Raw genomic sequence first — 24429 nt, 5'->3', positions numbered from 1 at the left:
GAGGATGTTCAATTCATGCTCCAAACAAACGTATTTACTTGCGGTTGCCCCGGATAAAGTGGCGTCGTAGGTAAAAAGAACGACACCAAACGGGGTAAAGCAAAAATGACAACAAGCGCGAGAGACCATTTCGCCGTTAGTACTGCGAATCTCAGACCGGTGGGCCGTCCATCCAAACCGGCCGCAGACTCGGCGTCGCTTACTTCGTTGCTTTGGCTGGTCCTGCTGACTCCGCTTTCAGTCTGCGGAGCTGCAGGACCGCTTTCTTACGCGCCTCATCAAGCGCCTGTTCAGGGAACCCTTTCGCGATGAGATCCAGCAACATCGCGCGGATCTCTTTCTGCTCCGCAGCAGTCAGCGGCGCTTCGTTCAAGCGGCCTCCGCTGTTTCGCGTTGTCGGCGGCGCGCCGCTCGGATCACCGAGCTATGCAGCTTCTTGATCGCGTCGACGGTGTCATGCCCTGGCCGCTTACCTCGCCGCCCCGTCATCTGCTGCGAGACGGTGGACTGGGAAAGGCCTGTCCGACGCGCAATCTCGGTCTGAGTCAGACCGAGCGCCATCATTTCGGCGATGAGAAGAGGGGTGGTTTTCGTGTCCATGGAAGCCATCTTAATGCATTTGCACTTGCTTAACAAGTGCTTTGGCCATCGCTTCTAGCGCCAATGCGTTTGGCCGATCTATTACGATTGCACTATGAAAACACTCGCCGAACGCTTAAGAAGATGCCGTGAGGAATCCGGCATGTCACAAACTGAGCTCGCCAAGCGCGCTGGCGTTAGTCAGTCGACCGTTGCTAATATCGAAAGCGGACGGAATCAGGGAAGTAAGCATTTAATCCCTATCGCGGAGGCGCTTGGAGTCCGTGTCGAGTGGCTGAGCAATGGTCGCGCACCGAAGTTGATCGGTGACGCGCCCGGTGCGACGCCAGAAGATCGGTATCGCCTCCCGGAAGAAAAGGGAAACGTGGCCGTCTGGGAACACGAGGGCGACTTGCCAGACGTCGATGACGAGGATCGCGTTTGGTTGGACCGCTATGACTATCATTTTTCAGCGGGTACCGGTTTGATCCAGTGGGAAATCAGGGAGAAGAGGGCCCTCCCGTTCAACGTTGCGTTCTTCAAGGCAATCGGAAGCAAACCCAAGGACTGCAAGCTGGCGACGGCGCGAGGCGCCAGCATGGAGCCGTTTCTGTTCGATCGCGACATGTTCATGATCGACATCACGAAGGGAGCGCTGCGGGACGGAAAGATCTACGCAATCTATTTCGAGGATGAGCCTCTGGTGAAACAGGTGTTCAAGAAGCCGGGCGGACATATCGTCTTGCACTCATTCAACCCGAATTACCCCGACGTCGAAGTCGGGCCGGCCGACATGGAGAACGTTCACATTGTCGGTGAGCTCGTTTATCGCTCGGGCTCAGGATTCAGTTCGCATTAAAGTCTGCATGGCCAAAGCAGTCGGAAAGCTCGCCCGAAGAAGCCGAGCTGCAACGAGGGAAACACAATGAAAAAAACGGTACTTTCAGGAGTTGCCGCGGCGGTTGTGCTCGCCGCGTGCGGAGGAGGCGGTAGCCCGGACCAGAGCAAGATTCCGCCACCCGTGACGCCAGTAGCTGAAGCAAACGGGATCTATCAGGGCACGGACTCGAACAACGATGCCATCGTCGGCGTCATCCTCGACACTGGCGTCTACTACTTCGCCTACACGAATTCGACCAGCAACCAGATCGGCCTAGTCCAGGGCACGTCCACATCGTCGGGCGGCACGTTCAAATCGACCGATGCGAAGAACTTCTACATCGCCCAGAACACCGTGCTGAACGATACCGTCTCTGCCAACTACACGGCGAAGAGCAACATCACGGGGACGATCGCGCCCGCATCGGGCAACGGCGCAGGCATCACGTTCACCGGCACCTACAACGCGCTCTACGACCAGACCCCCAGTTTCGCGTCCCTCGCTGGAACGTACGCGGGCGCCGGCGGATCGGTGAAAGGCGGCGAGCCGATCACGCTCACCGTTGCCGCTGACGGAAGCTTCACGGGCAAAGGCCCGAGCGGCTGCACGTTCAAAGGGCTGACCGCGCCGCACAACGGCAAGAACGTTTTCGACGCGACGATCGTCTTCGGCGGCGCACCGTGCACCTACCCCGGCTCGACGATCGTCGGGATCGCCGTGCAGAACAACAACGAACTGATCGCCGCCGCCGCGTTGCCCGACCGCTCGGACGCCTTCTTGGTCGTCGCCAGCAAGTAACCCCGCCACACGCCTCCCCTGAAAACCTCGCTCCGGCGAGGTTTTTCTTTGTCCGCGCCGCCGAAGGATCGCAAAACGTTGCAAACTTGCAACGTTAAATGCAGCGAGCATCGGCCAATAGGGTTCGGTATTCCTCAGATCGCCGGCCTTGTAGCCGACCCGACAACACGGCTATGAGCGCGATTTTCTCGCACGCCGAGAAATATTGCGTTTGCACTTGCAATCCCGTAGTGCATTCGCCATAATGCACTCATGCACTTACCGATGCACTGGAGGAAGAGATGGCAGATCAAATGAACGTCGTGGCAATTGCTGTGACGATCGCCATGCTCGTGACGGTGGGTGGCATCTGGCTGATGTCGATCTGACGAAGCCTCGCGCCGCCTGGGCGGACTGCGATCGTTCTTTAAGAATGCCAGCGCGCGGAGACCCGCAAGGGAGGAATCCGCCGGCCACCGGCCCCGAGAGTGCCGGATGTCTCACCAGTGCGCCACGCGATGACGCAGCGGCAAGACAAGGAGATCGACATGAATCGTGTTTTGAACGACAACGCCCTGCTCCGCGACGTCAAGCGATTGCAGGATGCGAATACTCTGATCAAGGCGGTCGGAGTTGGCAGCCTCTACGCAATCGGCATTGCCTGCGTCTGGTTTCTGTGTGTCGCAGTTCCCGCTGGAGCGCTCTGGAAATGAAGCTCTGGCAGATCTGGGGCATGACGCTCATCGTCGTGGCCGTGTTCCTCGCCCTCGACTCAGAAACGTCGCACCGCAACGCTCAAATGGAACGCTGCGCTCACACGCGCTGCATCTAATTCACTCTCCCGAAAAGGCTCACCATGCTTTCAATCTGCGTAGGACTGCTGATCTGTGGCGCGATGGCGTATCTGCTCGTGCGCGGCGCTGATGAACGCCTGATCGACATCGAGCAGCGCAAGAACAGCATCCACTGGCCGGCAGGCAACTGATCACCATCACCGCGTGCCGACGCGTAATCCGGCAGGAATCCCTGAGAGGAGGACGGCGCGGCATGTCTCTCTGAGGCTCGCCTTGCGTGGACGAAGTGAAGCGCAAAACAGTCGTGACAGGTCGGAGAGACGGCCATCGAATTCAACCACACGATCGGAGGATCGGATGAAGAAGGCTTTCACGCAGACGCTGATGGAGTTGCGCGGCGGCGCAGTCGTCGAAGAAGCGACGAACGAACTGAACACCCTCGTCGCGATGGTCCGCGACACCGGCAAGGCCGGGAAGATCACGATCACCGTCGAGGTGAAGCCGTTCGCCAAGGTGCAGGACGCGCTCGAGGTGACCGGCAAGGTCGTCGCCACACTGCCGCGCGAGAAGGAATCGGCTGAAGTCTTCTTCCCGACCGTCGAGAACAACCTGTCGCGCCATAGCGAGCGGCAGACCGAACTGCCCGGCATCTCGCTGGCAGATAACAACGCCAACGGCCGGTCCGCCTCGTACGGCTGATCGCAGCTGCTGCGGCCCTCTACAACTCCACCAAGGAAACCTCATGCTCGAAAACTTCAATGGCGAGAAAGACGTCGCTGCCCTTCTCGCCGCCGGCGTGGCGCTCGCAGATCCGAAGAAAAGCCCGCTGCCCGATGGCAAGCCTTTCGTGATCGTCCCGGAAGGCTTCCAGGCGAAGCCCCTCGATGACGTCTTCGAGAACCCCGCCCGCGCCGCCGGCACCGTCAAGCTGCGCGACGCTGCGAGCTTCATCGCGTACTTCAACCGCCAGAAGCGCGCCGAGAGCCTCATCTACGCGTCGCTCGACCCGGCGCGCATCCTCGGCGTAATCGACGACCACCGCGCCTACGGCTCTCTCCACGGCGAGCACGACGGTGCGAACTGGCGCGCGTACCGCGTCGAGTTCCCGGTGCCCGCCTCCCGCGAGTGGAAGACGTGGACCAACAAGGATCGCCAGCCGATGGGCCAGCTTGAGCTCGCGGAACTGATCGAAGACAACTTGCCGGACATCATCAGCCCGGACGGCTCGACGATGCTCAGCATCGCGCTCAACTTCGAAGCCAGCAAGGAAGGCAACTTCGTGTCGGCAGCGCGCCTCCAAGACGGCAGCACGAACTTCGTCTGGAAGGAAGACGTGAACGCCACTGGCAACAAGATCGCGATGCCGTCGCTGATCACGCTGAGCATCCCGGTCTTCGAGAATGGCGCGCCCTACTCGATCGATGCGCGGATCAAGTACCGCATCAAGGATGGCGTGCTGAAGATCTGGTACGAGCTGATCCGACCGCACAAAGTGCTCGAAGCCGCGTTCCGCGCAGTCTGGGCGCAGATCGAAGAACAGACGGCCACGAAGATCCTGCTCGGTACGCCCGAGTAACTGTTTCCCTCAATCACTCCGCGCGCCGGCGCGTCATCCGGCGCGAACAACGTGCAGGGTTGCATCACCGGTCAGCTATCGAGGTAGCCTTCCGCTTTGCTTTCGGGCAAATGCTGACCCGCCCGCGTATGCCTCCTCTTCGCTTCCATATCGAAGAGTGCCTTCGAATCGGATCTGTTCGATTTTTCCATTTGCTCGATCAACTTCGATGCAGGTGTATGTGAATCCGCCGCCAGCCAGCGACTCGACCACTACGTGAAACTCTAGAGCTCCAATTCTCATCAGGCGCGACATTTAGAACTCCGTTAGTGAACATGCGCATTTACGGCATGCAAATTTGACCGAACGCAATAGACAAGCGCGTATTTCTGATGTGGAAGGTAGTCAAGTCGACTGACTATTCTCGTCTTCGTCGTTGATGCAGCCGTCGATGAACCTCTTAGCTTGCCGCTCCGCGTATCTGACACCCGCGTCGGGTGATAGGAAGTTCAGCTGCTCAGGCAGGCTCACTATGGGAGTAGCGTCAGGCGCAGGGAAAACAACGCACCAGGACACGGCGTACCGGAGCTGTTGGCCGTCGATTGATGGTGTCTTACTGCAAGCGACGCGAACGTCGATTGTGTACCCGCGATAGGGGACACAGGACTGGTTTTCCATGTTCGCTCCGTAATACACACCGGAAGCGGCATGTCAAACCACTATACGCCCTTCGCGATGGCTCTACGAGCGATTGCGAACGGAGGCGCATCAATCATGAGACGCGTGCCTCCACCCACTCGGCCCTTTGAATTGAATGCTTTGCTCTCTGACCGTGTTGGGTAGCCGCGCCAAGACGACAGGACAGCAGCACCATCAACCGAGACGAGAGCGTCGATGCTGATGGCGAACCTCGAAATCGGCTGCTGTTAACACAATAGGTCGTTGCGTCGTCGCATGTGACTTGGAGATAGCCATAAACAGGATCTCGACGACGTTGAACTGCAAAGCGTCTTGATCGCCGTGGTCACTCCCGTCGGAACCGAAAACATCGCGAAGGCAGCTGTGCGTGACGGCAATCCTAACAAGTTCACCTTCAATCATGTAATGAAAGTGCAGGTCGCCTCCAAAGGGAGTGGCATGAACCTCCATCCAAGAAGTCATGGAAAACCTCCTTGCTTAGAAAGAATGCGGCGCTCGCTTCCGCCAGGCCCTCAATTTGAGCAGGTCGTATCTCACTATTAGACCCCAACAGGCCGCGCCAGCTCCCTAATCCAGTTCGACGGAAGCAAGGTGGCTGTGGGGCGACAGACAAATCGATTTCATGGGGCGAACCAATAGTCAGTTCAGTGGATGAAGTACTTGATCAATGTAATCCATGGCTTTGTTTTTCGCCGTGAGCAGGGCTTCCTCCTCCGTAGAGGACGGCTGGCCGCTCGATACGCAAAATGCCTTTCTGTCGACATTGTATGCCCAACCCCACTGCCCACTTGACTCTTGTACGGCTTGAACCCTGACGCATTTGCCTCGGTATTCGAACTCGTCGGAGTGCATGTCTGTTTTTAAGCACGCGAGAAGGTATTGATTATGACCGAAAGTACTTTGTGGATGCTCCACATGCAAGGCCCGGACGACATCGTCGCCGCGCCTTCCCGCGACCAGGCAGACGCGGTCGCCGCTGCGTTCAATGAGTACTGGGGCGCGTATCTCACCAAGCAGCGCGCGCAGTCCGTTGCCGATGGCCGCAATCCGGATCACTGGCCGACCGTCTCCGCCGTCGTATCGGAGTGGCAGGGCACCGCGCGCGAGCACGCGAATAGCGTCGAGAAGTACTGGCCCGACTATGCCGAGTACCTGAAGCTCACCGCCGCCTAACCCGACCGCGCGCTCCCCGACTCCCCCGAAGCGCGCGAAACAAAGAATGAGGATGAGATGGGCGACTGGCTCAATAAATGCCATTTTGGTGACTGCCGCGACGCGATGCGCGCGATGATCGCCGACGGCGTGAAGGTGCAGACGATCGTAACGAGCCCGCCGTATTGGGGGCTGCGCGACTACGGCGTCGATGGCCAGATCGGTCACGAGCCGACGCTGCGCGACTTCATCGGCACGCTCGTCGATGTGTTCGAACTGTGTCGCGAGCTGCTCGCTGATGACGGTACCGCCTGGGTGAATATGGGCGATAGCTACGCTAACGACGGCAAGTGGGGTGGCTCGAGCGGCGGAAAGCACGTGAAGGCGCTTCACGGCAACACCGGTATTGGACGTCAAAAAGTAACGACCGGGCTGAAGCCGAAGGATTTGGTCGGCCAACCTTGGCGCCTCGCCTTCGCGCTGCAAGACGCCGGCTGGTACCTGCGGCAGGACATCATCTGGAGCAAGCCGAACCCCATGCCGGAGAGCGTGCGCGATCGTTGCACCAAGGCGCATGAGTACGTGTTCCTGCTTTCGAAGAGCGAGAAGTATTTCTACGACGCGGAGGCCGTGAAGGAACAGGCGGTATCCGGCTTAGAACCCCGCAGCGTTGGCTTTGGATTCGGCACTGACGCGGAAGAACGCGGCCGCGAGCGCGTGAAGCGTGTCCCGTCCGGATGGGATACGAGAGACGGCGGCCATCGCGAAATGACCGGCCGGTACAAGGGGCCGGGCAACAAGACGCATCGCGGCGCGGATGCCTACGAAAGCGGCGATGAGCATCACAGAACGAAGGCCGGGCTCGTCGGCTACGCATCAAAGGTGCGCGAGGCCGGCGGCACTGACCTGCGAAACAAGCGTTCGGTCTGGACGATTCCGACTCAGTCGTTTGACGGAGCGCACTTCGCGACCTTCCCGGAAGCGCTCGTCGAGCCGTGTGTGCTCGCGGGATCCCGCGTTGGCGACGTCGTATTCGACCCGTTCTTCGGCAGTGGCACGACGGGCCAGGTCGCGCAGCGCCTCGGCCGCCGCTTCATCGGCTGCGAACTGAATCCTGAGTACGAGCAGCTTCAGCGCGATCGCCTGCGGCAGCCAGGCCTGATGTTCGAAACCGCCTGACCCGCTGTCTCGACGCAGCGACAACGATATTGGGGATGACATGGGAGTTCGACGAGGACAGGGGTATGGGGTGCCCAAGCCGAAGCGCGCCCGCTGCCCGGACTGCAGAAAAAAAGGCGTGACGCAGTGGAAGCTTTCGCCGTGGAACGGCATCTGGTTTCGCGAGTGTCAGTATTGCGGCGCTTCGTGGACAGAAGCTTCGTGGAAGCTGATTCAAACGACATTGGAAAAAGCATGAGCAAGAGCCAATGGAACTACCCGCGCAAAGCCGGAAAGGTTGGACGCAAACTGGTTGCGGCCAGTCAGAACGACTTAGCCGGTTCAGCGACAACGATATTGGGGATTGAAATGATTGAAGAACTGAAGCCGTGCCCGTTCTGCGGCACCGTACCGAAGCTGGTCGAGATGGGCGACATCATCGGAATCGAGTGCGGCGGCGACTGCGACAAGACAGGGCTCTGCGTGGCGTTCGCGCCGCACAAGCGCGACACCGCGATCGCAGCATGGAACCGCCGCGCCGCTCTCGCACCAGCGCAGCCGATCTATCAGGTTCAGCAGAGGGACGGGTTCTGGTTGGACGTGTCTGAGCACATCTACATGGTCACGCCGCCGACCGCCCGACGACTTTCCGACGCAGCCCCATCGCCGTCAGGATGGATCAGCGTGAAGGATCGGCGGCCGGAAAACGATCAGACCGTTGCATTCGTTGTGAAGGCTGATCGCGAGTCGCCCAATTGGCATCTCAATGGCCACGTTCTAGGCGGAACCTATCACGAGAATTCGGGGTTTTCGACACCAGGAGTCGGTCACCGCGCGTCGCACTGGATGCCCCTGCCCGCGGCCCCGTTGCTGCCCAAGGAGACGCACGATGGCACGGCTCAATAAGGCGGATCGCGAGACTGTGCGCGCGATGTTCGGCGGCCGGTGCGCGTACTGCGGCGCCGAGCTTGCCGAGCGCTGGCACGTTGACCATGTCGAGCCGTCGCTGCGCAAGCTGGAGATCATCAAGACAGACCGCGGCACGCAGTGGCGAGCCGGCGCGACCACGCGCCCCGATCGCGATGTACTGACGAACTACATGCCCGCGTGCCCGCCCTGCAACATCGACAAGCACGCGATGTCGCTGGAGAACTGGCGCGGCAAGCTGGCGCGGACCATCCAGGTGCTGACGAACAACTCGCCCACCTTTCGGCATGCGGTCAGGTTCGGGATGCTCCACGTGCTGGAAGCGCCTGTCGTGTTCTATTTCGAGCGCTGCGTGGCGCCGCGCGCGCCGAGCAAGGACGAAGCTTCAGTGCAGGCGTGATGGTCTGAGCTGCTCAAACGGCGGCTCGATGATCGCAAGCAGGTCGATGTGCGTGTATCCGGGTGCGCGGGCCTTCACCAGCGATTCGAAGACGGCTTGATGCGCATGGCGATGCACGCCGTTGTCGTCGTCGTATTCGCCGAACTGAGCCGCGATGATGGTCTCGGCATCCTGGTCGGACGATTCAAGAATTTGGGTGGCTTGGGTCTTGTTCATGCCCGCAGTATCGGCAAGCCCGGCCAGAACTTTAGGAAATGGAATGCAGCAGCAAATCGAAGAATTCATGCGCACTACGGCGCACTATTTATGGGGAAGAGCATGCCGCGACTGATACCGCTCTCAGACTGGGCTGTCGAAGTGTTTGGGGAACACAAACCGCATCCGAGCACGCTTCTGCGCTGGGTGCATGATGGCCGCATCAGGCCACTCCCGAGGAAGATCGGTCGCACATACTTCGTCGAGCCGAAGGCTGAGTATGTGGAGATCGAATGTGACTTGCTTGAGAGGACGATGTGAACGCACGTAGACGACAGGCCGCGCGACGGAGCTGGCCGGAAAATCTCTACCAGAACGCCGAAGGGTATCTGTGGTTCAGAAACCCGATGACCAAGAAGTCAACCGGACTTGGCAGAGACTTGGTGGGAGCCATTAAGAAGGTCAAGCGTGCGAATCTCGAACTGGCTCGTAAGGTGGAAGAGCAAAATTTGCTCACACTCACGGGTGACGGACCGAAGACTTTGGAGCAGCATTGCAAAGACTACGAGAAAGAGTACGCGGCAGATAGAAAGCCGAACACCATCAAGAATTACAAGTCGCAGATTAAGGCGATTATGGCAGACGAGCGGTCTAAAAAACCAATCGATCAGTTCACGCCAAAGGATGCCGCGGACCTGATTAAAAAAGCAGAATTATCTCGTGGCGCAGCAATGGCCACAACCATTCGAACCAGGCTTAAAGACATCTTCAGAGATGCCATTACGAATGGATTAATCGAGGCGGGCAAAAATCCTGTTGAATCGGTGCGCAAGCCTAAGGCGGATGTAAAACGGTCGCGCATGACAGAGGATGATTTTTGGAAGATTCACGAGAAAGCCGAGTATTCATGGCTGAAGAACGCGCTTTTGCTCGCCCTTTTGACCGGGCAACGTGTGAGTGACATTCGGACCGTGCGCTTTGACGACGTGCGCGACGGATTCGTGTGGATAGACCAGATCAAGAAGAACGGGAAAACCAAAATCAAAATCCCGTTGGACGTATCGCTTGGTAGCCATTCCGTGGCCAGTGTGGTGTCTCAGTGCAGGGATGACGTGGTGAGCCGGTTCCTGATCCATTTCCAAGGCGGCAGGTATGCATCCATGCGAGGCAAGGCGGTGAGCTACGAAACGCTCAATGCGGCTTTCATAGCGGCGCGTGACAAGGCCGAAATTAAGACGGCGGACGGGCTGACGCCGACCACGTTCCACGAGATCCGTTCTCTCTCTGCACGGCTTCACGCCAAAGCTAACGGCGAGGACTTTGCGCAGGCCCTTCTCGGACACGGATCTAAGGCCATGACAGACCTTTATATCGACCTTCGTGGGCAGCAGTGGGTAGAGGTTCAACTGCCCAAAAAGACGGGTTGATTTTGGAAGATTGTTGAACGAATTTTGAACGCGTCTCGCAAAGCCTTGCGTCGTAAGGATAGCTAGTCGATACGGACTCCAGCACCGGGTCCGTCACGACGCGGCGCACATAGGTCTGCAGCCAGCCCGGCGAACACGCCGCCAGGATCACATGGGTATCGTAGGTGGCGCGGCCGGGCGCCGAACCCGGCGTGGCCGCGAGCCAGTGGAACAGGGCGAACGTGCCGCCGTGGCGCCGGCACACCGCGCGCATGAGTCGCGACACGTCGAGTTCGCTCGTGCATTCGGACACGTGCGCCGGATGGTGCGCCGCGCCGTGCGGATGCGCGCGGTGGGCAATGGCGTCGAGACAGGTGCGGTAGCGTTGCGCGAGCATTTCCCTGTACGGATCGCGCTCGCGGAATTCGATCAGTTCCGCCACCCCGGACACCGGCAACAGCTGCACGACGACGCTGCCGTCGCGCCGCGTGAGCACACGCTGGAGCATGACTTCGTCGTCGCCGGCATCGTCGAGCCGCAACTCGACCGACCCTTCCCGCACCACGACCCGCTGACTTTCGGCAATGCTGCCGCCCGCCTCACGGTACAGATTGTGGAGCTCACGGCTCATTGCTCAAGACTTCCGCCGGACAGTAGGTTATGTGTTGCGCGCCTGAATCCGCACGAGGCCCGAGTTGATCAGTTGCGTGTCCCAGCGGGCGGGTTCGCCAACCTCCTCGATCAGATGATCGACGAGCACCTTGATGCGCGGCGGCGTGCCTACCGTCTTGCGATACACCGCCGAAATCCGACCGCCGCACGGCGCGTAGTCCTGCAGCACCGGCACCACGTCGCCCGCCAGGATGGCATCCGCCGCGACGAAGGTCGGCAGGATCGCGAGTCCGAGCCCGGCGCGCACCGCTTCCAGCAGGACGGCGCCCGAGTCGGCGCGCATGCGCCTGCCGATGCGGAACGAGCGGTACTTGCCGTCCATCATCAGGCTCCACATGCCGTTGGGTTCGAAGTTGCAGTTGTTGAGGCCGTCGTGATGAATCAGGTCGCCGGGATGCGTCGGCGTGCCGCGCCGTTCGAGATACGCCGGACTCGCGCACACCAGCGTGTGATTGGCCGTGATCGTGCGGGCTACCAGCCGGGAATCCGGGAGCTCGCCGGTCCGGATCGCGACGTCGTACTGTCCGTCCTGCACGTTGCCGATGCGGTTCTGCGCTTCCACGTCGAGGTACAGATCGGGATGCCTTGCCGCGAAGGTCGTGAGGACTGGCCCGAAGTGCGACGCCAGCAGGCTGGTCGGCACCACGATCCGCAGCGCGCCGCGCAGGCTTGACTGGCTATCGCGCACCGACTCTTCCGCGAACTCGACTTCCTCCAGGATCTGCACCGCGCTCTTGTAGAACACGAGGCCCGGCTCGGTCGTCCGCAGCGGCCGGCCCCGTTCGAGCAATGCGCAACCGAGATAGCGTTCGAGCTGGGTGATGCGCTCGCTCACGATCGACTTGGTGGCGCCAAGCCGCCGTGCGGCCTCGGAAATACTTGCCGCTTCCACAACGGCCACGAACGTCGCCATGTCGCTGAACTTGTTCATACTCTTCTCCCCTGATGCGAAAAGCCTGTTCGCGTACCGCTTTTTTGATTCGGCATCCCTGCCTGACCCTTGCATGAAACCGGCAGTGCCGGCGCACCTCACGACGCACAGAGATGTCGATTTTGCGAGATTTTCATGGGGCTGGATCGCCACTTGATATTTTTTGGCGAGTCCTGAATCTAAAATCGTATTCAGCGTTTATTTCGCTGACCAATTCAGAAAATACTTAATGCCCATTTATAAAACACTTAACCCGTTTGCATATTAAACGTTTGAGCGCGGGTTGCCACGGCGGTTAAACCGTGAGCAAGATAAATGACAGGGAAACAAAGGAATTCGAAATTTTCGCATAGGCGCCGGCTTTACCGGGCACTTCGATCGAGGATTCCAATTCGGAGTCCGCGACGGCGCGGCTGATTCATTTCTTTTGGAAATTCATTCGAGACAGCTGGAAAATGACGCGATCACCCCCGGCCCGCGTTGCGCAGTCTACGATGCCAATCTTCGCCGCCGTTAATGATATTAATTTATAGCGGGATAACTTCGGAGAATTGCTTCGGAACGCGACCTTCATCCCAAATATTGAAGATAGCCGTGACAGGGGTGTTATTGCGGATCCAGAAAATCACCATTGCGTCACTTTGGTAATACACGTTAAAGAACGGTATTAATCCAGCAGATTTTCAGCCGCATGTCATTTCAAATCGGCCAAGTGGGAGAAGAATGCGGAACGCAGAAAAGGGCCGCAAGCCGACGGCTTGCAGCGCTCGTATAAAACTCGAATGAACCGTGGCTCGTCCCCACGAAGCCAGCGGCGCACAGGCGGATCAACGCCCTGCCGTGCGCAGATTGCGGCTTTCGAGTTGCGTAATGACCCGCTGCAACGTGCGTTCCGCGCGACCAGAGAGTTCGATGAAGCGGCAGCCGAGCACGGTGCGCGTTTGGCCGGAAGGCGTGATGCTCTGACGCGGCGCGACGATTTCGAGATTGACCGTCACCAGGCTGAACGCGCCCATTTGCAGCGTGACGTCGTTCCAGACAGTCCCGCGCGGCAGCGTTGCAAAGCGTGCGTCGGAGGTCCGCAACGCAATGCCGCCGAGCGACATGTCCTGCAGGTCGAGATCGAACGGATCGCCTTCCGCATCGATGCCGCTCGCGACGAACGGTTCGCCCACCGGCGTCTCCACGCGATGAAACTCGCGCCGCTGGACGAAATACAGCAGTGCGGGAAATGCGGCTTCGAAGGCCGGGCGGCCCTCGAAGCTCACCGGCGTCGCGCGGCCCGTGTCGAACTCCGTGCGGATGCCGCCCGGATGGCTGCGAAACGTGAGGCTGTCGGCAGCGGCCAGCGCGGCGTTGTCGCTGCGCGCGCCGCCGTAGTCGAACACGAAGCGGGCCCTCCGGGAATCGACATCGAGGAGTTGCGTGACAATCTGGCCGCCTTCGAACCCGGCCACCAGAAAGTCCCGGCGGGCCACCAGCCCGCGCAGACAAAGCGCCATCTGCAGCGGATGGCGCAACGCGTAACGCGCGTCGATCTGGCTCGGGCGCGCGGCGGTATCGGCGAAAGTGAGTTCGGCAGTCATGTTGGGTTGGTCTCAGCGTATGGTTTTTTTTCGGCGCATGAAGCGCCGCCTTTCACCATGCAGAGCCCGTGCCAACCTGCGCTGAGGCCGTCTGGTCAAGCGGGAGCGGGTTTTAGCCGCCCCCGAAGTGCCCGACGTTACGTTACGTCACGTTCCTTCGTCACGCACATCGAACCGCACGCGGCGGACTACTTCTTGCCGTCCACCACCGCGACCACCTCCTCGCGCGTGTATTCCTTGTTCGCGAGCGCGCCGGCCGGCGTCTTCGCGAGCACGGCATCGAGCTCGTCAGGCTTGACTTCGAGCACCGGCATGCGGATGTCGTGCGGCACTTTCTTGCCGGCGAGAATCTGCTGCGTGACCCAGAACGCAAACGACGACGCCCCCGGCGGAATGGTCACCGACATCGTCTGATAGCCGCTCTTCTTCTGCTCGGCCCACCACGCGAGTTCTTCCTGCCGGTTGCCGAGGATGATGATCGGCGTCGGACGGCCGGCCGCCTTGAGCGCCTGCGCCGCGCCGAAGCCGTCGCCGCCCTGCGTGACGACCGCGTCGATCTTTGGCAGTGTCGGCAGGATGCCCGCCACCTGCTTCTGCGCGACCGTTTGCGTCCAGTCGCCATGCACCGACCCGACGATCTTCATGTCCGGGTACTTCTTCAGCTCGTCGACGATGCCCTGATGGATCTCGTCATCCACCGACACCCCGGCCAGCCCGCGGATCTCCAGCAGGTTGCCCTTGCCGTTGAGGCGTTTGGCGAGGTAATCGACCTGCATGCGCCCCATGCCCTGGAAGTCCACGGCGATGCGATACGCACACGGTTCGGTCGCGATGCCGTCGAACGACACGATGGTCACGCCCGCGCCGCACGCCTGCTTGATGACGCCGTTGAGCGCCGTCGGCGAGACCGCGTCCACTGCGATCGCCTTGTAGCCCTGCAGGATCAGGTTCTGGATCTGCTGCACCTGTTCGGTGGCCTGGCTCTCGGCGGTGGTGAAGCTCGGCGCCGCCGCGACCACCTTCTGCTTGACCGCCGGATCGGCGACATTGGACCAGCTCTTGAGCATCTGCTGGCGCCAGCTGTTGCCGGCATAGTTGTTGGACAGGGCGATCTTCATCGCCGAGGTGTCGCCGCTGGCAACCTGCGCGAACGCGGATGCCGACAGTGCCGTCATGAGCAGGCCCGCGGCCAGTCGATGCAGATGCATGCTGAGTCTCCTGTGGTTGTGCTTGCCGCTCAGCGGCCCGCGCCTCGCACGCCCACGTGCAGCGAGTAGATGGACGAGGTCGCGGCAATGAACAGCCGGTTGCGGTTGAATCCGCCGAAGGTGAGATTCGCCACCACTTCGGGGATCAGGATCTTGCCGAGCAGCGTGCCGTCGGGGGCGTAGCAGTGCACGCCGTCATCGGCGCTGGTCCAGACGTTGCCGTGTTCGTCGAGGCGCATGCCGTCGGGCACGCCGCTCTGCATCTCGATGAACACGCGGCCGTTGCGCAACGCGCCGTCCGCTGCGACGTCGAATACGCGGATATGACGGGGCGCGGCGTCGTCGTGCGAGGCGCCGGAGTCCGCCACATACAGCTTCGTCTCGTCGGGCGAGAACGCGAGGCCGTTGGGCTTCACGAAGTCGTCGCAGGCAATCCGCACCTGCCCGTTCTCCGTCACGCGATACACGTTGCAGCGCCCGATCTCGCTGTCCGCGCGATAGCCTTCATAGTCGCTGAGAATGCCGTAGTCGGGATCCGTGAACCAGATTTCGCCGCGCGAATCGACGATCACGTCATTGGGCGAATTGAGCCGCTTGCCTTCGAACTTGTCGGCCAGCACGGTCACGCTGCCGTCGTGCTCGGTGCGTGTGACGCGCCTTGCGCCGTGCTCGCAACTGACGAGCCGTCCTTCGCGGTCGCGCGTGTTGCCGTTGCTGTAGTTCGACGGCGCGCGATACACGCCCACGCCCATGCCGGGCGCCCAGCGCAGCATGCGGTTGTTCGGGATGTCGCTCCAGATGAGCAGGTCCGAAGCCGGGAAATACACCGGGCCTTCGGCCCACAAACACTGGTCCGTCAGCTTGCTCAGGAACGCGTTCGGCTGCAGCAGCAATCTGAAGCGCGGGTCATGGACTTCGATATCGCTGGCTTTCATGTCTCCTCGTCCGGTTGGGTTTTTTCAAGTTGCGCGGTTCAGCGCAGCGCCTTGCCGCCCGCCGCGACCGTCACCGCGATGATGAGCACGCCATAGACGATCGAGCGCACGCCCGCGTCCGCGCCCACGGCGTTGAGCACGGCGTTGGTCAGGAACAGGAACATCGACGCGCCCCACACGCCCGCGATGCTCGCCTTGCCGCCGGTCACGAGCGTGCCGCCGATCACGACCACGGCGATCGAGATCAGCATGTACTCGACGCCCATGTCGAGCGACGCGCCGCCCGACACCGCCGCGAGCAGCAGCGCCGCGAGCGCCGCGATCATCGACGACAGCACGTAGGCGAGGCAGCGCGTGCGATGCACGTTCACGCCGGCGAGCCACGCGGCGCGCGCGTTCTGGCCGATGGCCGAAAGCCGGCGTCCGTACACCGCGCGATGCAGCAGCACGGCGAGCGCGAGAGACAACGCCAGCGCCACGAGCGCGATATAGGGCACGTCGAGCAGACGGCCCGTCGCGAACGCCCCGAGCGCGGGCGGCGGCGGCGGGAGCTGGCGGCCCTGCGTGATCGCGACCGACTGGATGATGAAGCTCGAAGACAGCGTCGCGATGATCGGCGGAATGCGCAGCAGGCGGATCAACGCATAGTTGGCGATGCCCACCACGACGCCCACGCCGAGCGCGGCCGCGACGCCGGTGGCGATCTGGGCGTTGTCGGCGTGCATCGCGTGCATGCCGACGACGCCCGCGAGCGCGATGGTCGAAGGCACGGACAGGTCGATGTTGCCGACGCCCGAGGTGATGACGAGCATCTGCCCGAGCCCGACCAGCACCATGAACACGCCGTAGGTGAGCGCCGTCTGCGCGACATTGCCCGCAATGCCCAGCCCGAAGATCCCGGCGATGGCGATCCACACCAGCACCGCGCCCACGAACGACCACGCCCAGGGCGCCTGGATGTTGCGCAGCCGCGCCCAGCCGCTTTGCGCGGAGGTGGCGACGGCGTCGCTGGAGGATTGCGGATTCATCGGCGTTCTCCTCGTTGCAGCAGCACGCGCAGCGACAGCACGACGATCAGGATCGCGCCCTGCATGCCGACCTGCCAGTCCGCCGAGATGTTGAGGAAGGCGAGGAACGACGCGGCCAGGGTCAGCGTGATCGCGCCGAGCACCGCGCCGATCACGCTCACGCGTCCGCCGACGAACTCGCCGCCGCCGAGGATCACCGCCGCGATCGAGAGCAGCGTGTAGCGCAGGGCGAGATTGGCGTCGGCGGACGTGGTGAGGCCGAGCAGCGACAACCCTGACAGCACGCCGAAGCAGCCCGCCACGCCGTACAGCGTCGCCTTGCTGCGCACCAGCGACCAGCCGAAGCGGCGCATCGCGCGCGGATTGCCGCCCGCGCCGCGAATCCGCACGCCCGCGGAGGTGCGCATCAGCAGCAGATGGCCGATGGCCGCGATCAGCACGGACCAGACGATGGGCGCGGCGATCCACGGCGTCTGATAGCTCATGGCCGTGCCGAGCCACGCGGGACTCGTGCCGCCCGGCGACGGCAGCAGCACGATGGCAAGACCGCTCCACACGAACGAAAGCCCGAGCGTGACGACGATCGACGGGATCTGCCGAAGTTCGATCAGCGCGCCGACGGCGGCATACGCGAGCACGCAGCCGGCCAGCGCCAGCACGCCGAGCCACGGCTGCTTCACGAGCAGCGTCGCGCCGATGCAGGCGACCAGGCTCACGAACGGACCGATCGAGAGATCGAGATCGTTCACGGTGATGATCGCGAGTTGCGCGAGCGTCGCAAGCACGATGGGCACCGCGAGATTCAACAGCAGGTTCGAGCCGAAGTAGCTCATCACCGCGGGCTGCATGACGAGGATCGGCACCAGCACGGCGATCAGTGAGATGGCGGGCAACGCAGCGCGCAAACGCCCTTGAGCAATGGCGAGACTCATGCGGCGTGCTCCTGGAAACTGGCGGCGAGCAGCGCTTCTTCCGTGCATTCGTCGGCGTGCAGGATCCGTGTGACCGCCGACGAGCGGAACACATAGGTACGGTCGCAATGCGACAGCTCTTCGTTCTCGGTCGTGTACCAGACGAAGGTGCGGCCCTTCGCGGCTTCGTCGTGCACGAGCTGATAGATGTCGCGCTTGGTGCCGACATCGACGCCGCGCGTGGGATCGTCCATCAGGATGAGATCGGCGTCCGAGGCGAGCGCGCGCGCGAACAGCACCTTCTGCTGGTTGCCGCCCGATAGCGACAGGATGCCCGCGCTCATCGACGCGCCGCGTATGCCGATCTTCGTGCGCCATGCCTCCACCACCGCGCGCGCCGCCGCGAAGTCGATCAAACCGCGTTTCCTGCGCGCGCCGCCGAGCAGCCAGCGCAGGTCAAGATTGCCGGCAATCGACCAGACCGGGAACACGCCGTCGCGGCCACGGTCGCCCGCGACGAACGCGACTTTTGCGCGCGCCGCGCCATGACCCGTCGCGGCCGTGTAGATGGACAGCAGCGCCTCGGTCTGCCCCTGCCCCGCCAGCCCCGCGAAGCCGACGATCTCGCCACGCGCCGCCTCGATCGCCGTGTGCCTGCGCGCGCCGACCTTCCAGTGGAACTGCGGCCCGGCCTCACGCACGGCACGCGCGCGTTGCGCGGCGGGCGTGCGTTCGGCTTCGAGATGCTGACCCATCGCCTGGATGATCGACGCACGGCTCGTCGCCTCGCGCGGCAACACGCTGACGATGCCGCCGTCGCGCATCACCACGACCCGGTCGGCCACGCGTTCGATCTCGCCCAGCATGTGCGTGATCAGCACGCACGTGATGCCGCGCTCCGCCGCCTGGCGCACGAAGGCGAGCAGCTGGTCGGCGGTGTGGGCGTCGAGCGAGGACGTGGGTTCGTCGAGAATCACGAGCCGCACCGGCGTATCCGTCACCGTGAAACCGCGCGCGATCTCCACCATCTGTTGCTGCGTGAGCGTCAGGTCGGAGACGAGTTCGTTGCCCTTCAGGCCATTGCCCGGAAAGATGGCTTCCAGCGTCTCGCGCATCAGCGCCGTCGCGCGGCGCCGCCAGCCGCGTCCGTGCAACTGCGGATGCACGATGCACATGTTCTCGGCCACCGTCAGGTTCGCGCACAGCGACAGTTCCTGGAACACGCAGCGCACGCCCGCCGCGCGCGCCGCGTTGGCGTCGTAGTGCGGCGCGGCCTGTCCGTCCACCTCGATGCGGCCGTGCGTCGGCGGATAGACGCCCGCGAGCACGGCCATCAGCGTCGACTTGCCTGCGCCGTTGTGTCCGGCGATGCCCACGCATTCGCCGCGCTCGAACGCGAAGTCCACGCCTTCCAGCGCGCGCACCCGGCCGAACGTCTTGCCGATGCCTTCGAAGCGAATCAGCGCGTCATTCATCCACACACTCCTTGCGGGCAGTTATTTCTTGTCGAGCAGCGCGACCGTCTGCGGCAGCGTGTAGGTCACGTCGGCGATGCCGCCCGGCGGCGTGGCCGCGAGCGTCGCGGGCAGTTGCTGCTGCGAGATGGCGAGCAGCGGCACGTTGATGGTCACGTCCTTCGGCAGCTTCTTGCCCGCCAGCACTTGCTGCGCGACCCAGAACGCGAAGCTCACCGCGCCCGGCGGATTCGACAGCGAACGCGACTGGTAGCCGCTCTTCGTCTGCTCGTTCCACCACTGGAGTTCGGGATAGGTGCTGCCGATGATCATCGGCGGCGCGGGACGGTTGGCCGCCTTGAAGGCCTGCGCGATGCCGAACGACATCTCGCCTTCGGTCGCGACGCCGTCCACCTGGGGGAGCGTCGGCAGGATGCCCGCGACGGCCTTCTGCGCGACCGACTGCGTCCAGTCGCCATTGACGGAGCCGACCAGCTTCATGCCCGGATGCTTCTTGAGCCCTTCGAGGACGCCTTCGTGCATCAGGTTATCGACGGAAATGCCCGCCACGCCGCGCACTTCCAGGATGTTGCCCTTGCCGTTCAGCCGCCCGGCCAGATACTCGACGCCCTGCTCGGCCCAGCCCTTGAAGTCGAAGTTCACGCGATACGCGCAGGGCTCGTCGACGATGCCGTCGAACGACACGACCACCACGCCCGCCGCGCAGGCCTTCTTGATGGTGCCGTTGAGCGCGGTGGGCGAAACGGCGTCGATGACGATCGCGTTATAGCCCTGCAGGATGAGGTTCTGGACCTGCTGCGCCTGCTCGGTGACCTGATTCTCGGCGGTCGTGAAGGCGGGCGCGGCGGCGACCTTCTTCTCCGTCACCGCCTGCTGCGACACGGCGTTCCAGCTCTTGAGCATGGACTGGCGCCACGCATTGCCGGCGAAGCTGTTGGAGAGCGCGATCTTTTTCTGCGATGTGTCGCCGGTGGCGACTTGTGCGTGCGCGGCCTGAGTGAGCATGCAAGCGGCCAGCGCGGCCGTGGCCAGCATTCCTGTGCGGAACATACCGTTGTCTCCTGCTGTTCTTGTTGAGCGAACTGCGCCGATGTTCAGCGGCGGTGACGGGATGCGCGGCAGGCGGGAAAGCGGGTGTGGCAGGCGTGGCCCGAATGCGGGAAGGACGGATGGAACGACATCATCTTGAGCACGCCTCCTTGGGAGCGCCTCGGTGCGATGACCGAAGCCTTGCTTTCGAACAGCTGCCGGAGTGTTTCCATTTTGGTCAGGCCAATCAGAGTGGTCAGGCCAGACCGCCGACGCAGTATAACGATTGCTCAACGGGCATGCAATTCGTTCGAGGAACGGCTTGAGGGCGGCGTGGAGCCTGTGCCGGAGCGGCCGCCGTCAATTTCTGTTGCCGATAGTCAGCGGAACGCCCGCTTCCCTGGAATCTTTAACCGCGCCCCCTCGGCTCCGAACATCCGCACAGGAACGCCTCATGTATCGTTTCCCCGTCAGGCTCCGAACCGCGCTCCCAAAGCGCACGCTGGCCACGATTGCGGAACAGGACGAGACACAGGCGAGTCCGTCGCTGATGCAGGACGCCGGCGCCTTAGACCCGGCTAAGCAGGTCGAAGCGGAGGCCCTCGAGTCGCGCTTGCAGACCCTGGAGAACCTGACGAATCTGCCGGAGTGGCGGGAGGTCTGTCACGACCTGGACCTGAGTGCGCCGCTGGACCACGAGCAGGAGGGCGCGGAGCCGGACGAGACCCATTCGCGCCGGGCGTTTGCCGTGGTCCGCAACCCGTTCAGGAAGGTCGGCTTCAAGTCGGCCAACAAGGTCCGTCCGGACGATCCGGCCAGCGCGCAGCGCGCCTTGACCGCCAACAACATGGTCGGCGCGCTGCTGGAATGCGTGTAGGGCACCATGCCGCCCGATTCGTCCTTCCGATGATCGGGGGCTGCGGCAATTGTGGCGAAATGAGCGGCGCCGCAGCGCGCCTCCTCCGACGCGCCGGCGTGCAGGCATCGATCCATGCGGTGGACTACGAGGGCCGTCGTGCCTTCACGCTGGTCGGCGCGAAACTCCGTCAGGCCCTGGACGACGTCGGACTGACGGACTATCACGGCTGCTGGGTCGTCGATGCATGGGCCGGCATCGTGTGCCCCGCCACTCGCTACGGCGATACGTTCCTCAGCAAGAGGAACACGTGGGCGGAGCGAGGCAAGATGATCCTGCATGGCGAGCAGTGGATCAACGCCAAATGACCCGGACTGGCTCGATACGGTCATCAAGGGGCCCAAACACCCCGCCGTCGCACATCCCTGAACTCCTTGCGCGGCAAGCACATCGCCGCCGCCCTCGCAAGCTCGATGACCCGACCGCGCGCCTATGCCGCAGGCCTGTTCCGGCGCTTTATTACATATTGTCAGGAATGTGCTCCAGCGCATATTCCGGTACAGACGTGCACGTGAAACTGGTCGCCGATCTGCTCGCATCGAAGCAGAGAAGCACAACGAGAAGTGCAATGACTCCGCACGGGACGCTACGGTTGCGCGTCCGGCAGGGGAATCACTCAAGGGGCCGGAGACATGAACAGCACATCGGATGACGGCGGTACGCTTCCAGACGGATTCACCCGCGCGGCGGACCGGAGGCTCAGCATCGAGGCCTGCCGCGACCTCGAAACCTTTCGGCAGCTGCGCGACGAATGGAACGAGCTGTCGCAGCGCGCCCAGGGCCGCTACTTCCAGTCGTTCGAATATTGTCACGGCAGTCTGCTCGCCGAACATGCCGGCACCGCGCGCACGCTGCATTGCGTCGTTGCGCGGCGTGACGGACGACTCGTCGCGGTGTGGCCGCTGCTCACGTCGACGCGGCGCTGCTGGACCTTCGCCGAGCCGCTGGCGCCGCGCAACCAGTCGCCGAGCGATATCCTCGTCGCGCCCGAACCCGACGCCGATGCCATCGTCAGAGCCGTCTGGGAACATGCCGCGCGCACGAGCCGCGCTGACGTGTTCGAGCTGTGGCGCATCCGCAAGAGTTCACCGCTGCACGCCTGCCTGAAGCAGCACGCGATGATGCGTCGCGAAGTCGATGAAGTCACGCCGTTTGCCGCGTTGCGCGAGGAGCGCGACTGGGTGGCATATTGCCGCTCGCGCCCCGCGCGGGAGCGCAATGCGCCCGAGTATCTGAAGCGGCGCCTGGCGAAGCACGGCGCCTTTGCGATCGACATGATCGAGCCGACGGATGCGCGCCTGCCTGCGCTGATCGAATGGTTTGTCGCGCAGAAGCGCAAGTGGGCCGAAGAGAAAGCGTCCGACAGTCAATGGACGTTCTCCGCAGCGAGCCAGCGCTTCTGGCACGCGTTGCTCACGACAGATGCAGGCGCGCACACCGGGTTTCGCCTGTTCGTCCTCACGCTCGACGGACAAGCCATTGCCGCGAATATTCTCGCCATCGACAGCGGTACGGTCAGCCTCGTCGCCAATACCTACGATCTCGCGCAGCGCAAGTTATCGCCGGGAACGGTGCTCGTCGATGAGTGCGTGCGCTGGGCTTTCGAACGTCAATTGGACTTCGACTTCGGGCCCGGCGAACAGCGTTACAAGACCTCGTGGAGCGCGGGGGCGGCCTATGCCAGCGCGTCGTTCGTCGTCCTCGCCACGCGTTGGGGACAAGCGGGCTACATGAGCAAGCAGGCCTTTAAGCAGGCGCGCGATCTCGTGATGCGTTGGGCCGATCGGCTCACACGCCGCCCCAATTTCAGCGAACGATTACCACGTGTGGCTTCGACAACAATCGATCCATGCACCAGCAGATAACATTTGGCAACACCTTGCATGCATTGGCAGTTACTGCATCGACACGGGATCGGCGTTGGCCGGCACATCATTGAGGTGTGTCCTTGCCTGAAGCGCTTCGCCACGCATCCCGATGTTGCCTTTGAACAGCGCTACACGACGTATCGACCTGTTCCGAACCGTACAACACTAGATAATGGTCCTGAATGTATGGAATCGACACTCGCCGGCAAATTCCCAAGCTTCGAGACGAAACACAAGTCTTCATCCAGGAAGTTCCACTTCGAAAGCGATCTTCGAACCACGCCAGGACGCGTCGATCAGGTAACCGCGCAGCCGGTCCAGGCCGAAGCGCCGGCAACGGTCATGGCCGCCCCGCTTCCCGCCCGCTCGATCTTCCATGAACCCTGGTGGCTCGACCTCGCGACCGACGGCAACTGGCAAGCGGCCACCGTCCGCCGCGGCAACGAGGTCGTGGGTGAAATGCCCTACTCGCTGCAACGCAAGGGATGGTGGACCACGTCGAAGATGCCGCCGCTCACGCGCACGCTCGGCCCGGCGTTCAGGCCATCGACCGGCGATACGACCCGCACGATGCTCGATCGCATCAGCATCACCGAGGAACTGATCGCACAGATTCCCGAGGTCGACAGCTTCTATCAGATCCTCGATCCGCGCATCGAAGACGCGCTCGCCTTCGGACTCAACGGCTTCACCGTCGCCACGCGCTATACCTTGCAGTTCGCGCCGGACCGGGACATCGAAGCCTTGTGGAAAGGACTGAACGGCAAGACGCGCAACCTGATCCGCACGGGACAGAAGTTTCTGACGGCGCGGCGCATCGAATCGCCCGAAGAGTTCAACGCGTTCTATGAAGCGAACCTCGCAGTACGCAGCCGCACGAACGTCTATGGCACGCAGCTGATGCGCCGGCTCGTCGAGGCATTCGTCGAGCGCGACGCGGGCTATCTGCTCGGCGCCTACGATGCCAACGGCAAGCTGGTTGCCGCGATCGGCGTGACCTTCGATTCCCACGCTGCCTACTACCTGCTCTCATCGCGCGATCCCGGCGCGCACGCGGGCGCGATCAGCGTGCTGATCTGGGAAGCCATTCAGGATGCGCAGCGTCGCAATCTGATCTTCGACTTCGACGGCATTCCCAATGCCAGCACGTTCCGCTTTCTCTGCGGCTTCAAGCCGATGCTCAAGCCGCGTCTGGTGATCGAGCGTCACAAGTCGGTGTGGTCGATGGCACGTGCTGTCAAGCGCGTATTGCGCCCGGGCCGGTCGGAGTGGTTCCTTCCCACTGCGTGAATGAAGGCATGAAATGACGAGGGCGGACATGATTCATGTCCGCCCTTTTTGCATGCTG

The 24429-nt window shown here is 62.4% G+C and carries 30 protein-coding genes; 17 read left to right on the top strand and 13 right to left on the bottom strand.

Going from position 1 to position 24429, the window contains the following annotated elements; genetic code table 11:
• Positions 1 to 199: 199 nt before the first annotated feature.
• Entirely contained in the window at positions 200 to 373 is a 174-nt protein-coding gene (locus tag QCE64_RS15860; RefSeq protein WP_310004736.1) for a hypothetical protein, read from the bottom strand.
• Positions 370 to 600: a helix-turn-helix domain-containing protein gene (locus QCE64_RS15855; RefSeq protein WP_310004734.1), complete on the bottom strand. Its 231-nt coding sequence runs from the start codon at positions 598 to 600 to the stop codon at positions 370 to 372. The genes QCE64_RS15860 and QCE64_RS15855 overlap by 4 nt, the downstream gene beginning before the upstream one ends.
• 94 nt (positions 601 to 694) lie before the next feature.
• On the opposite strand from QCE64_RS15855, the gene QCE64_RS15850 reads away from it, so the two are divergent.
• From QCE64_RS15850 to QCE64_RS15820, 7 genes are all read left to right on the top strand, one after another.
• The gene (locus QCE64_RS15850; protein WP_310004732.1) at positions 695 to 1438 is read left to right on the top strand and encodes a S24 family peptidase; all 744 of its coding nucleotides are present in this window, start codon (positions 695 to 697) and stop codon (positions 1436 to 1438) included.
• A 105-nt stretch (positions 1439 to 1543) separates the two neighbouring features.
• Positions 1544 to 2257: a hypothetical protein gene (locus QCE64_RS15845; RefSeq protein WP_310004730.1), complete on the top strand. Its 714-nt coding sequence runs from the start codon at positions 1544 to 1546 to the stop codon at positions 2255 to 2257.
• Between the two features lie 527 nt (positions 2258 to 2784).
• Entirely contained in the window at positions 2785 to 2949 is a 165-nt protein-coding gene (locus QCE64_RS15840; protein ID WP_310004727.1) for a hypothetical protein, read from the top strand.
• Complete coding sequence (locus QCE64_RS15835; RefSeq protein ID WP_310004725.1) at positions 2946 to 3068, top strand: hypothetical protein; 123 nt, start codon at positions 2946 to 2948, stop codon at positions 3066 to 3068. The genes QCE64_RS15840 and QCE64_RS15835 overlap by 4 nt, the downstream gene beginning before the upstream one ends.
• Before the next feature lie 24 nt (positions 3069 to 3092).
• Positions 3093 to 3221, top strand: a complete 129-nt coding sequence (locus QCE64_RS15830; protein ID WP_310004723.1) for a hypothetical protein — start codon at positions 3093 to 3095, stop codon at positions 3219 to 3221.
• A gap of 166 nt (positions 3222 to 3387) precedes the next feature.
• Positions 3388 to 3729: a hypothetical protein gene (locus QCE64_RS15825; RefSeq protein WP_310004721.1), complete on the top strand. Its 342-nt coding sequence runs from the start codon at positions 3388 to 3390 to the stop codon at positions 3727 to 3729.
• Positions 3730 to 3772: 43 nt separating this feature from the next.
• A complete protein-coding gene (locus tag QCE64_RS15820) occupies positions 3773 to 4606 on the top strand; it encodes a YfdQ family protein (RefSeq protein ID WP_310004719.1) in 834 nt (277 codons plus the stop codon).
• Positions 4607 to 5458: 852 nt separating this feature from the next.
• Here QCE64_RS15820 and QCE64_RS15815 read toward each other — a convergent pair.
• Positions 5459 to 5746 carry a hypothetical protein gene (locus QCE64_RS15815; RefSeq protein ID WP_310004717.1) on the bottom strand — a complete coding sequence of 96 codons (288 nt, stop codon included), beginning with the start codon at positions 5744 to 5746 and terminating at the stop codon, positions 5459 to 5461.
• 453 nt (positions 5747 to 6199) lie between these two features.
• On the opposite strand from QCE64_RS15815, the gene QCE64_RS15810 reads away from it, so the two are divergent.
• The 4 genes from QCE64_RS15810 (at position 6200) to QCE64_RS15795 (ending at position 8921) form a co-directional block, all read left to right on the top strand.
• Positions 6200 to 6457, top strand: a complete 258-nt coding sequence (locus QCE64_RS15810) for a hypothetical protein (RefSeq protein ID WP_310004715.1) — start codon at positions 6200 to 6202, stop codon at positions 6455 to 6457.
• Positions 6458 to 6514: 57 nt separating this feature from the next.
• Positions 6515 to 7615: a site-specific DNA-methyltransferase gene (locus tag QCE64_RS15805; RefSeq protein ID WP_310004713.1), complete on the top strand. Its 1101-nt coding sequence runs from the start codon at positions 6515 to 6517 to the stop codon at positions 7613 to 7615.
• 126 nt (positions 7616 to 7741) lie between these two features.
• Positions 7742 to 8500 carry a Lar family restriction alleviation protein gene (locus tag QCE64_RS15800; protein ID WP_310004711.1) on the top strand — a complete coding sequence of 253 codons (759 nt, stop codon included), beginning with the start codon at positions 7742 to 7744 and terminating at the stop codon, positions 8498 to 8500.
• Positions 8484 to 8921, top strand: a complete 438-nt coding sequence (locus tag QCE64_RS15795) for an HNH endonuclease signature motif containing protein (protein ID WP_310004710.1) — start codon at positions 8484 to 8486, stop codon at positions 8919 to 8921. The genes QCE64_RS15800 and QCE64_RS15795 overlap by 17 nt, the downstream gene beginning before the upstream one ends.
• Here QCE64_RS15795 and QCE64_RS15790 read toward each other — a convergent pair.
• The gene (locus QCE64_RS15790) at positions 8907 to 9206 is read right to left on the bottom strand and encodes a hypothetical protein (RefSeq protein ID WP_310004708.1); all 300 of its coding nucleotides are present in this window, start codon (positions 9204 to 9206) and stop codon (positions 8907 to 8909) included. The genes QCE64_RS15795 and QCE64_RS15790 overlap by 15 nt on opposite strands.
• Positions 9207 to 9227: 21 nt before the next feature.
• On the opposite strand from QCE64_RS15790, the gene QCE64_RS15785 reads away from it, so the two are divergent.
• Both QCE64_RS15785 and QCE64_RS15780 read left to right on the top strand, forming a co-directional pair.
• Positions 9228 to 9437: an excisionase gene (locus tag QCE64_RS15785; protein ID WP_310004707.1), complete on the top strand. Its 210-nt coding sequence runs from the start codon at positions 9228 to 9230 to the stop codon at positions 9435 to 9437.
• Entirely contained in the window at positions 9434 to 10543 is a 1110-nt protein-coding gene (locus tag QCE64_RS15780) for a tyrosine-type recombinase/integrase (RefSeq protein ID WP_310004705.1), read from the top strand. Before QCE64_RS15785 ends, QCE64_RS15780 begins: the two co-directional genes overlap by 4 nt.
• Here QCE64_RS15780 and QCE64_RS15775 read toward each other — a convergent pair.
• From QCE64_RS15775 to QCE64_RS15735, 9 genes are all read right to left on the bottom strand, one after another.
• Complete coding sequence (locus tag QCE64_RS15775; RefSeq protein ID WP_310004703.1) at positions 10464 to 11153, bottom strand: hypothetical protein; 690 nt, start codon at positions 11151 to 11153, stop codon at positions 10464 to 10466. The two genes, QCE64_RS15780 and QCE64_RS15775, sit on opposite strands and share 80 nt — an antisense overlap.
• A gap of 27 nt (positions 11154 to 11180) precedes the next feature.
• The gene (locus tag QCE64_RS15770) at positions 11181 to 12125 is read right to left on the bottom strand and encodes a LysR family transcriptional regulator (RefSeq protein ID WP_309922138.1); all 945 of its coding nucleotides are present in this window, start codon (positions 12123 to 12125) and stop codon (positions 11181 to 11183) included.
• A gap of 827 nt (positions 12126 to 12952) precedes the next feature.
• Positions 12953 to 13711 carry a flagellar brake protein gene (locus QCE64_RS15765; RefSeq protein ID WP_309922141.1) on the bottom strand — a complete coding sequence of 253 codons (759 nt, stop codon included), beginning with the start codon at positions 13709 to 13711 and terminating at the stop codon, positions 12953 to 12955.
• Positions 13712 to 13899: 188 nt separating this feature from the next.
• On the bottom strand, positions 13900 to 14919 hold the full coding sequence (locus QCE64_RS15760; RefSeq protein ID WP_309922143.1) for an ABC transporter substrate-binding protein: 1020 nt from the start codon (positions 14917 to 14919) through the stop codon (positions 13900 to 13902).
• A gap of 29 nt (positions 14920 to 14948) precedes the next feature.
• The gene (locus QCE64_RS15755; RefSeq protein ID WP_310004701.1) at positions 14949 to 15854 is read right to left on the bottom strand and encodes an SMP-30/gluconolactonase/LRE family protein; all 906 of its coding nucleotides are present in this window, start codon (positions 15852 to 15854) and stop codon (positions 14949 to 14951) included.
• 38 nt (positions 15855 to 15892) lie between these two features.
• Positions 15893 to 16882: an ABC transporter permease gene (locus tag QCE64_RS15750; RefSeq protein WP_309922148.1), complete on the bottom strand. Its 990-nt coding sequence runs from the start codon at positions 16880 to 16882 to the stop codon at positions 15893 to 15895.
• Positions 16879 to 17814 (bottom strand): ABC transporter permease, encoded by a 936-nt coding sequence (locus QCE64_RS15745; protein ID WP_309922150.1) that lies wholly within the window; start codon positions 17812 to 17814, stop codon positions 16879 to 16881. Before QCE64_RS15745 ends, QCE64_RS15750 begins: the two co-directional genes overlap by 4 nt.
• Positions 17811 to 19268 carry a sugar ABC transporter ATP-binding protein gene (locus QCE64_RS15740; protein WP_309922153.1) on the bottom strand — a complete coding sequence of 486 codons (1458 nt, stop codon included), beginning with the start codon at positions 19266 to 19268 and terminating at the stop codon, positions 17811 to 17813. Before QCE64_RS15740 ends, QCE64_RS15745 begins: the two co-directional genes overlap by 4 nt.
• Positions 19269 to 19289: 21 nt before the next feature.
• Positions 19290 to 20318, bottom strand: coding sequence for an ABC transporter substrate-binding protein (locus QCE64_RS15735; protein WP_309922156.1), 1029 nt, complete (start codon positions 20316 to 20318; stop codon positions 19290 to 19292).
• Positions 20319 to 20751: 433 nt separating this feature from the next.
• Here QCE64_RS15735 and QCE64_RS15730 point away from each other — a divergent pair, with 433 nt between their 5' ends.
• The 4 genes from QCE64_RS15730 to QCE64_RS15715 all read left to right on the top strand — a co-directional run bounded on the left by QCE64_RS15730 (position 20752) and on the right by QCE64_RS15715 (position 24371).
• Positions 20752 to 21174: a hypothetical protein gene (locus QCE64_RS15730; protein ID WP_310004699.1), complete on the top strand. Its 423-nt coding sequence runs from the start codon at positions 20752 to 20754 to the stop codon at positions 21172 to 21174.
• Between the two features lie 59 nt (positions 21175 to 21233).
• Complete coding sequence (locus QCE64_RS15725; RefSeq protein WP_309922160.1) at positions 21234 to 21521, top strand: hypothetical protein; 288 nt, start codon at positions 21234 to 21236, stop codon at positions 21519 to 21521.
• Between the two features lie 324 nt (positions 21522 to 21845).
• Positions 21846 to 23078, top strand: a complete 1233-nt coding sequence (locus QCE64_RS15720) for a GNAT family N-acetyltransferase (protein ID WP_310004697.1) — start codon at positions 21846 to 21848, stop codon at positions 23076 to 23078.
• 345 nt (positions 23079 to 23423) lie between these two features.
• Positions 23424 to 24371 carry a GNAT family N-acetyltransferase gene (locus tag QCE64_RS15715; protein ID WP_310004695.1) on the top strand — a complete coding sequence of 316 codons (948 nt, stop codon included), beginning with the start codon at positions 23424 to 23426 and terminating at the stop codon, positions 24369 to 24371.
• Positions 24372 to 24429: the final 58 nt, after the last annotated feature.

It is taken from the genome of Caballeronia sp. LZ043 (assembly GCF_031451075.1).
Taxonomy (GTDB): domain Bacteria; phylum Pseudomonadota; class Gammaproteobacteria; order Burkholderiales; family Burkholderiaceae; genus Caballeronia.
The sequence above is the reverse complement of the archived record's forward strand: the minus strand, read 5'-3'. Positions and strand labels throughout refer to the sequence as shown.

Bases quoted from the DNA above. Each gene is read 5' to 3' on its own strand.
- QCE64_RS15855 (WP_310004734.1), bottom strand. From the start codon at position 600: ATGGACACGAAAACCACCCCTCTTCTCATCGCCGAAATGATGGCGCTC.
- QCE64_RS15850 (WP_310004732.1), top strand. From the start codon at position 695: ATGAAAACACTCGCCGAACGCTTAAGAAGATGCCGTGAGGAATCCGGC.
- QCE64_RS15840 (WP_310004727.1), top strand. From the start codon at position 2,785: ATGAATCGTGTTTTGAACGACAACGCCCTGCTCCGCGACGTCAAGCGA.
- QCE64_RS15835 (WP_310004725.1), top strand. From the start codon at position 2,946: ATGAAGCTCTGGCAGATCTGGGGCATGACGCTCATCGTCGTGGCCGTG.
- QCE64_RS15830 (WP_310004723.1), top strand. From the start codon at position 3,093: ATGCTTTCAATCTGCGTAGGACTGCTGATCTGTGGCGCGATGGCGTAT.
- QCE64_RS15825 (WP_310004721.1), top strand. From the start codon at position 3,388: ATGAAGAAGGCTTTCACGCAGACGCTGATGGAGTTGCGCGGCGGCGCA.
- QCE64_RS15820 (WP_310004719.1), top strand. From the start codon at position 3,773: ATGCTCGAAAACTTCAATGGCGAGAAAGACGTCGCTGCCCTTCTCGCC.
- QCE64_RS15815 (WP_310004717.1), bottom strand. From the start codon at position 5,746: ATGACTTCTTGGATGGAGGTTCATGCCACTCCCTTTGGAGGCGACCTG.
- QCE64_RS15810 (WP_310004715.1), top strand. From the start codon at position 6,200: ATGCAAGGCCCGGACGACATCGTCGCCGCGCCTTCCCGCGACCAGGCA.
- QCE64_RS15805 (WP_310004713.1), top strand. From the start codon at position 6,515: ATGGGCGACTGGCTCAATAAATGCCATTTTGGTGACTGCCGCGACGCG.
- QCE64_RS15795 (WP_310004710.1), top strand. From the start codon at position 8,484: ATGGCACGGCTCAATAAGGCGGATCGCGAGACTGTGCGCGCGATGTTC.
- QCE64_RS15790 (WP_310004708.1), bottom strand. From the start codon at position 9,206: ATGAATTCTTCGATTTGCTGCTGCATTCCATTTCCTAAAGTTCTGGCC.
- QCE64_RS15785 (WP_310004707.1), top strand. From the start codon at position 9,228: ATGGGGAAGAGCATGCCGCGACTGATACCGCTCTCAGACTGGGCTGTC.
- QCE64_RS15775 (WP_310004703.1), bottom strand. From the start codon at position 11,153: ATGAGCCGTGAGCTCCACAATCTGTACCGTGAGGCGGGCGGCAGCATT.
- QCE64_RS15770 (WP_309922138.1), bottom strand. From the start codon at position 12,125: ATGAACAAGTTCAGCGACATGGCGACGTTCGTGGCCGTTGTGGAAGCG.
- QCE64_RS15765 (WP_309922141.1), bottom strand. From the start codon at position 13,711: ATGACTGCCGAACTCACTTTCGCCGATACCGCCGCGCGCCCGAGCCAG.
- QCE64_RS15760 (WP_309922143.1), bottom strand. From the start codon at position 14,919: ATGCATCTGCATCGACTGGCCGCGGGCCTGCTCATGACGGCACTGTCG.
- QCE64_RS15755 (WP_310004701.1), bottom strand. From the start codon at position 15,854: ATGAAAGCCAGCGATATCGAAGTCCATGACCCGCGCTTCAGATTGCTG.
- QCE64_RS15750 (WP_309922148.1), bottom strand. From the start codon at position 16,882: ATGAATCCGCAATCCTCCAGCGACGCCGTCGCCACCTCCGCGCAAAGC.
- QCE64_RS15745 (WP_309922150.1), bottom strand. From the start codon at position 17,814: ATGAGTCTCGCCATTGCTCAAGGGCGTTTGCGCGCTGCGTTGCCCGCC.
- QCE64_RS15740 (WP_309922153.1), bottom strand. From the start codon at position 19,268: ATGAATGACGCGCTGATTCGCTTCGAAGGCATCGGCAAGACGTTCGGC.
- QCE64_RS15735 (WP_309922156.1), bottom strand. From the start codon at position 20,318: ATGTTCCGCACAGGAATGCTGGCCACGGCCGCGCTGGCCGCTTGCATG.
- QCE64_RS15730 (WP_310004699.1), top strand. From the start codon at position 20,752: ATGTATCGTTTCCCCGTCAGGCTCCGAACCGCGCTCCCAAAGCGCACG.
- QCE64_RS15725 (WP_309922160.1), top strand. From the start codon at position 21,234: ATGAGCGGCGCCGCAGCGCGCCTCCTCCGACGCGCCGGCGTGCAGGCA.
- QCE64_RS15720 (WP_310004697.1), top strand. From the start codon at position 21,846: ATGAACAGCACATCGGATGACGGCGGTACGCTTCCAGACGGATTCACC.
- QCE64_RS15715 (WP_310004695.1), top strand. From the start codon at position 23,424: ATGGCCGCCCCGCTTCCCGCCCGCTCGATCTTCCATGAACCCTGGTGG.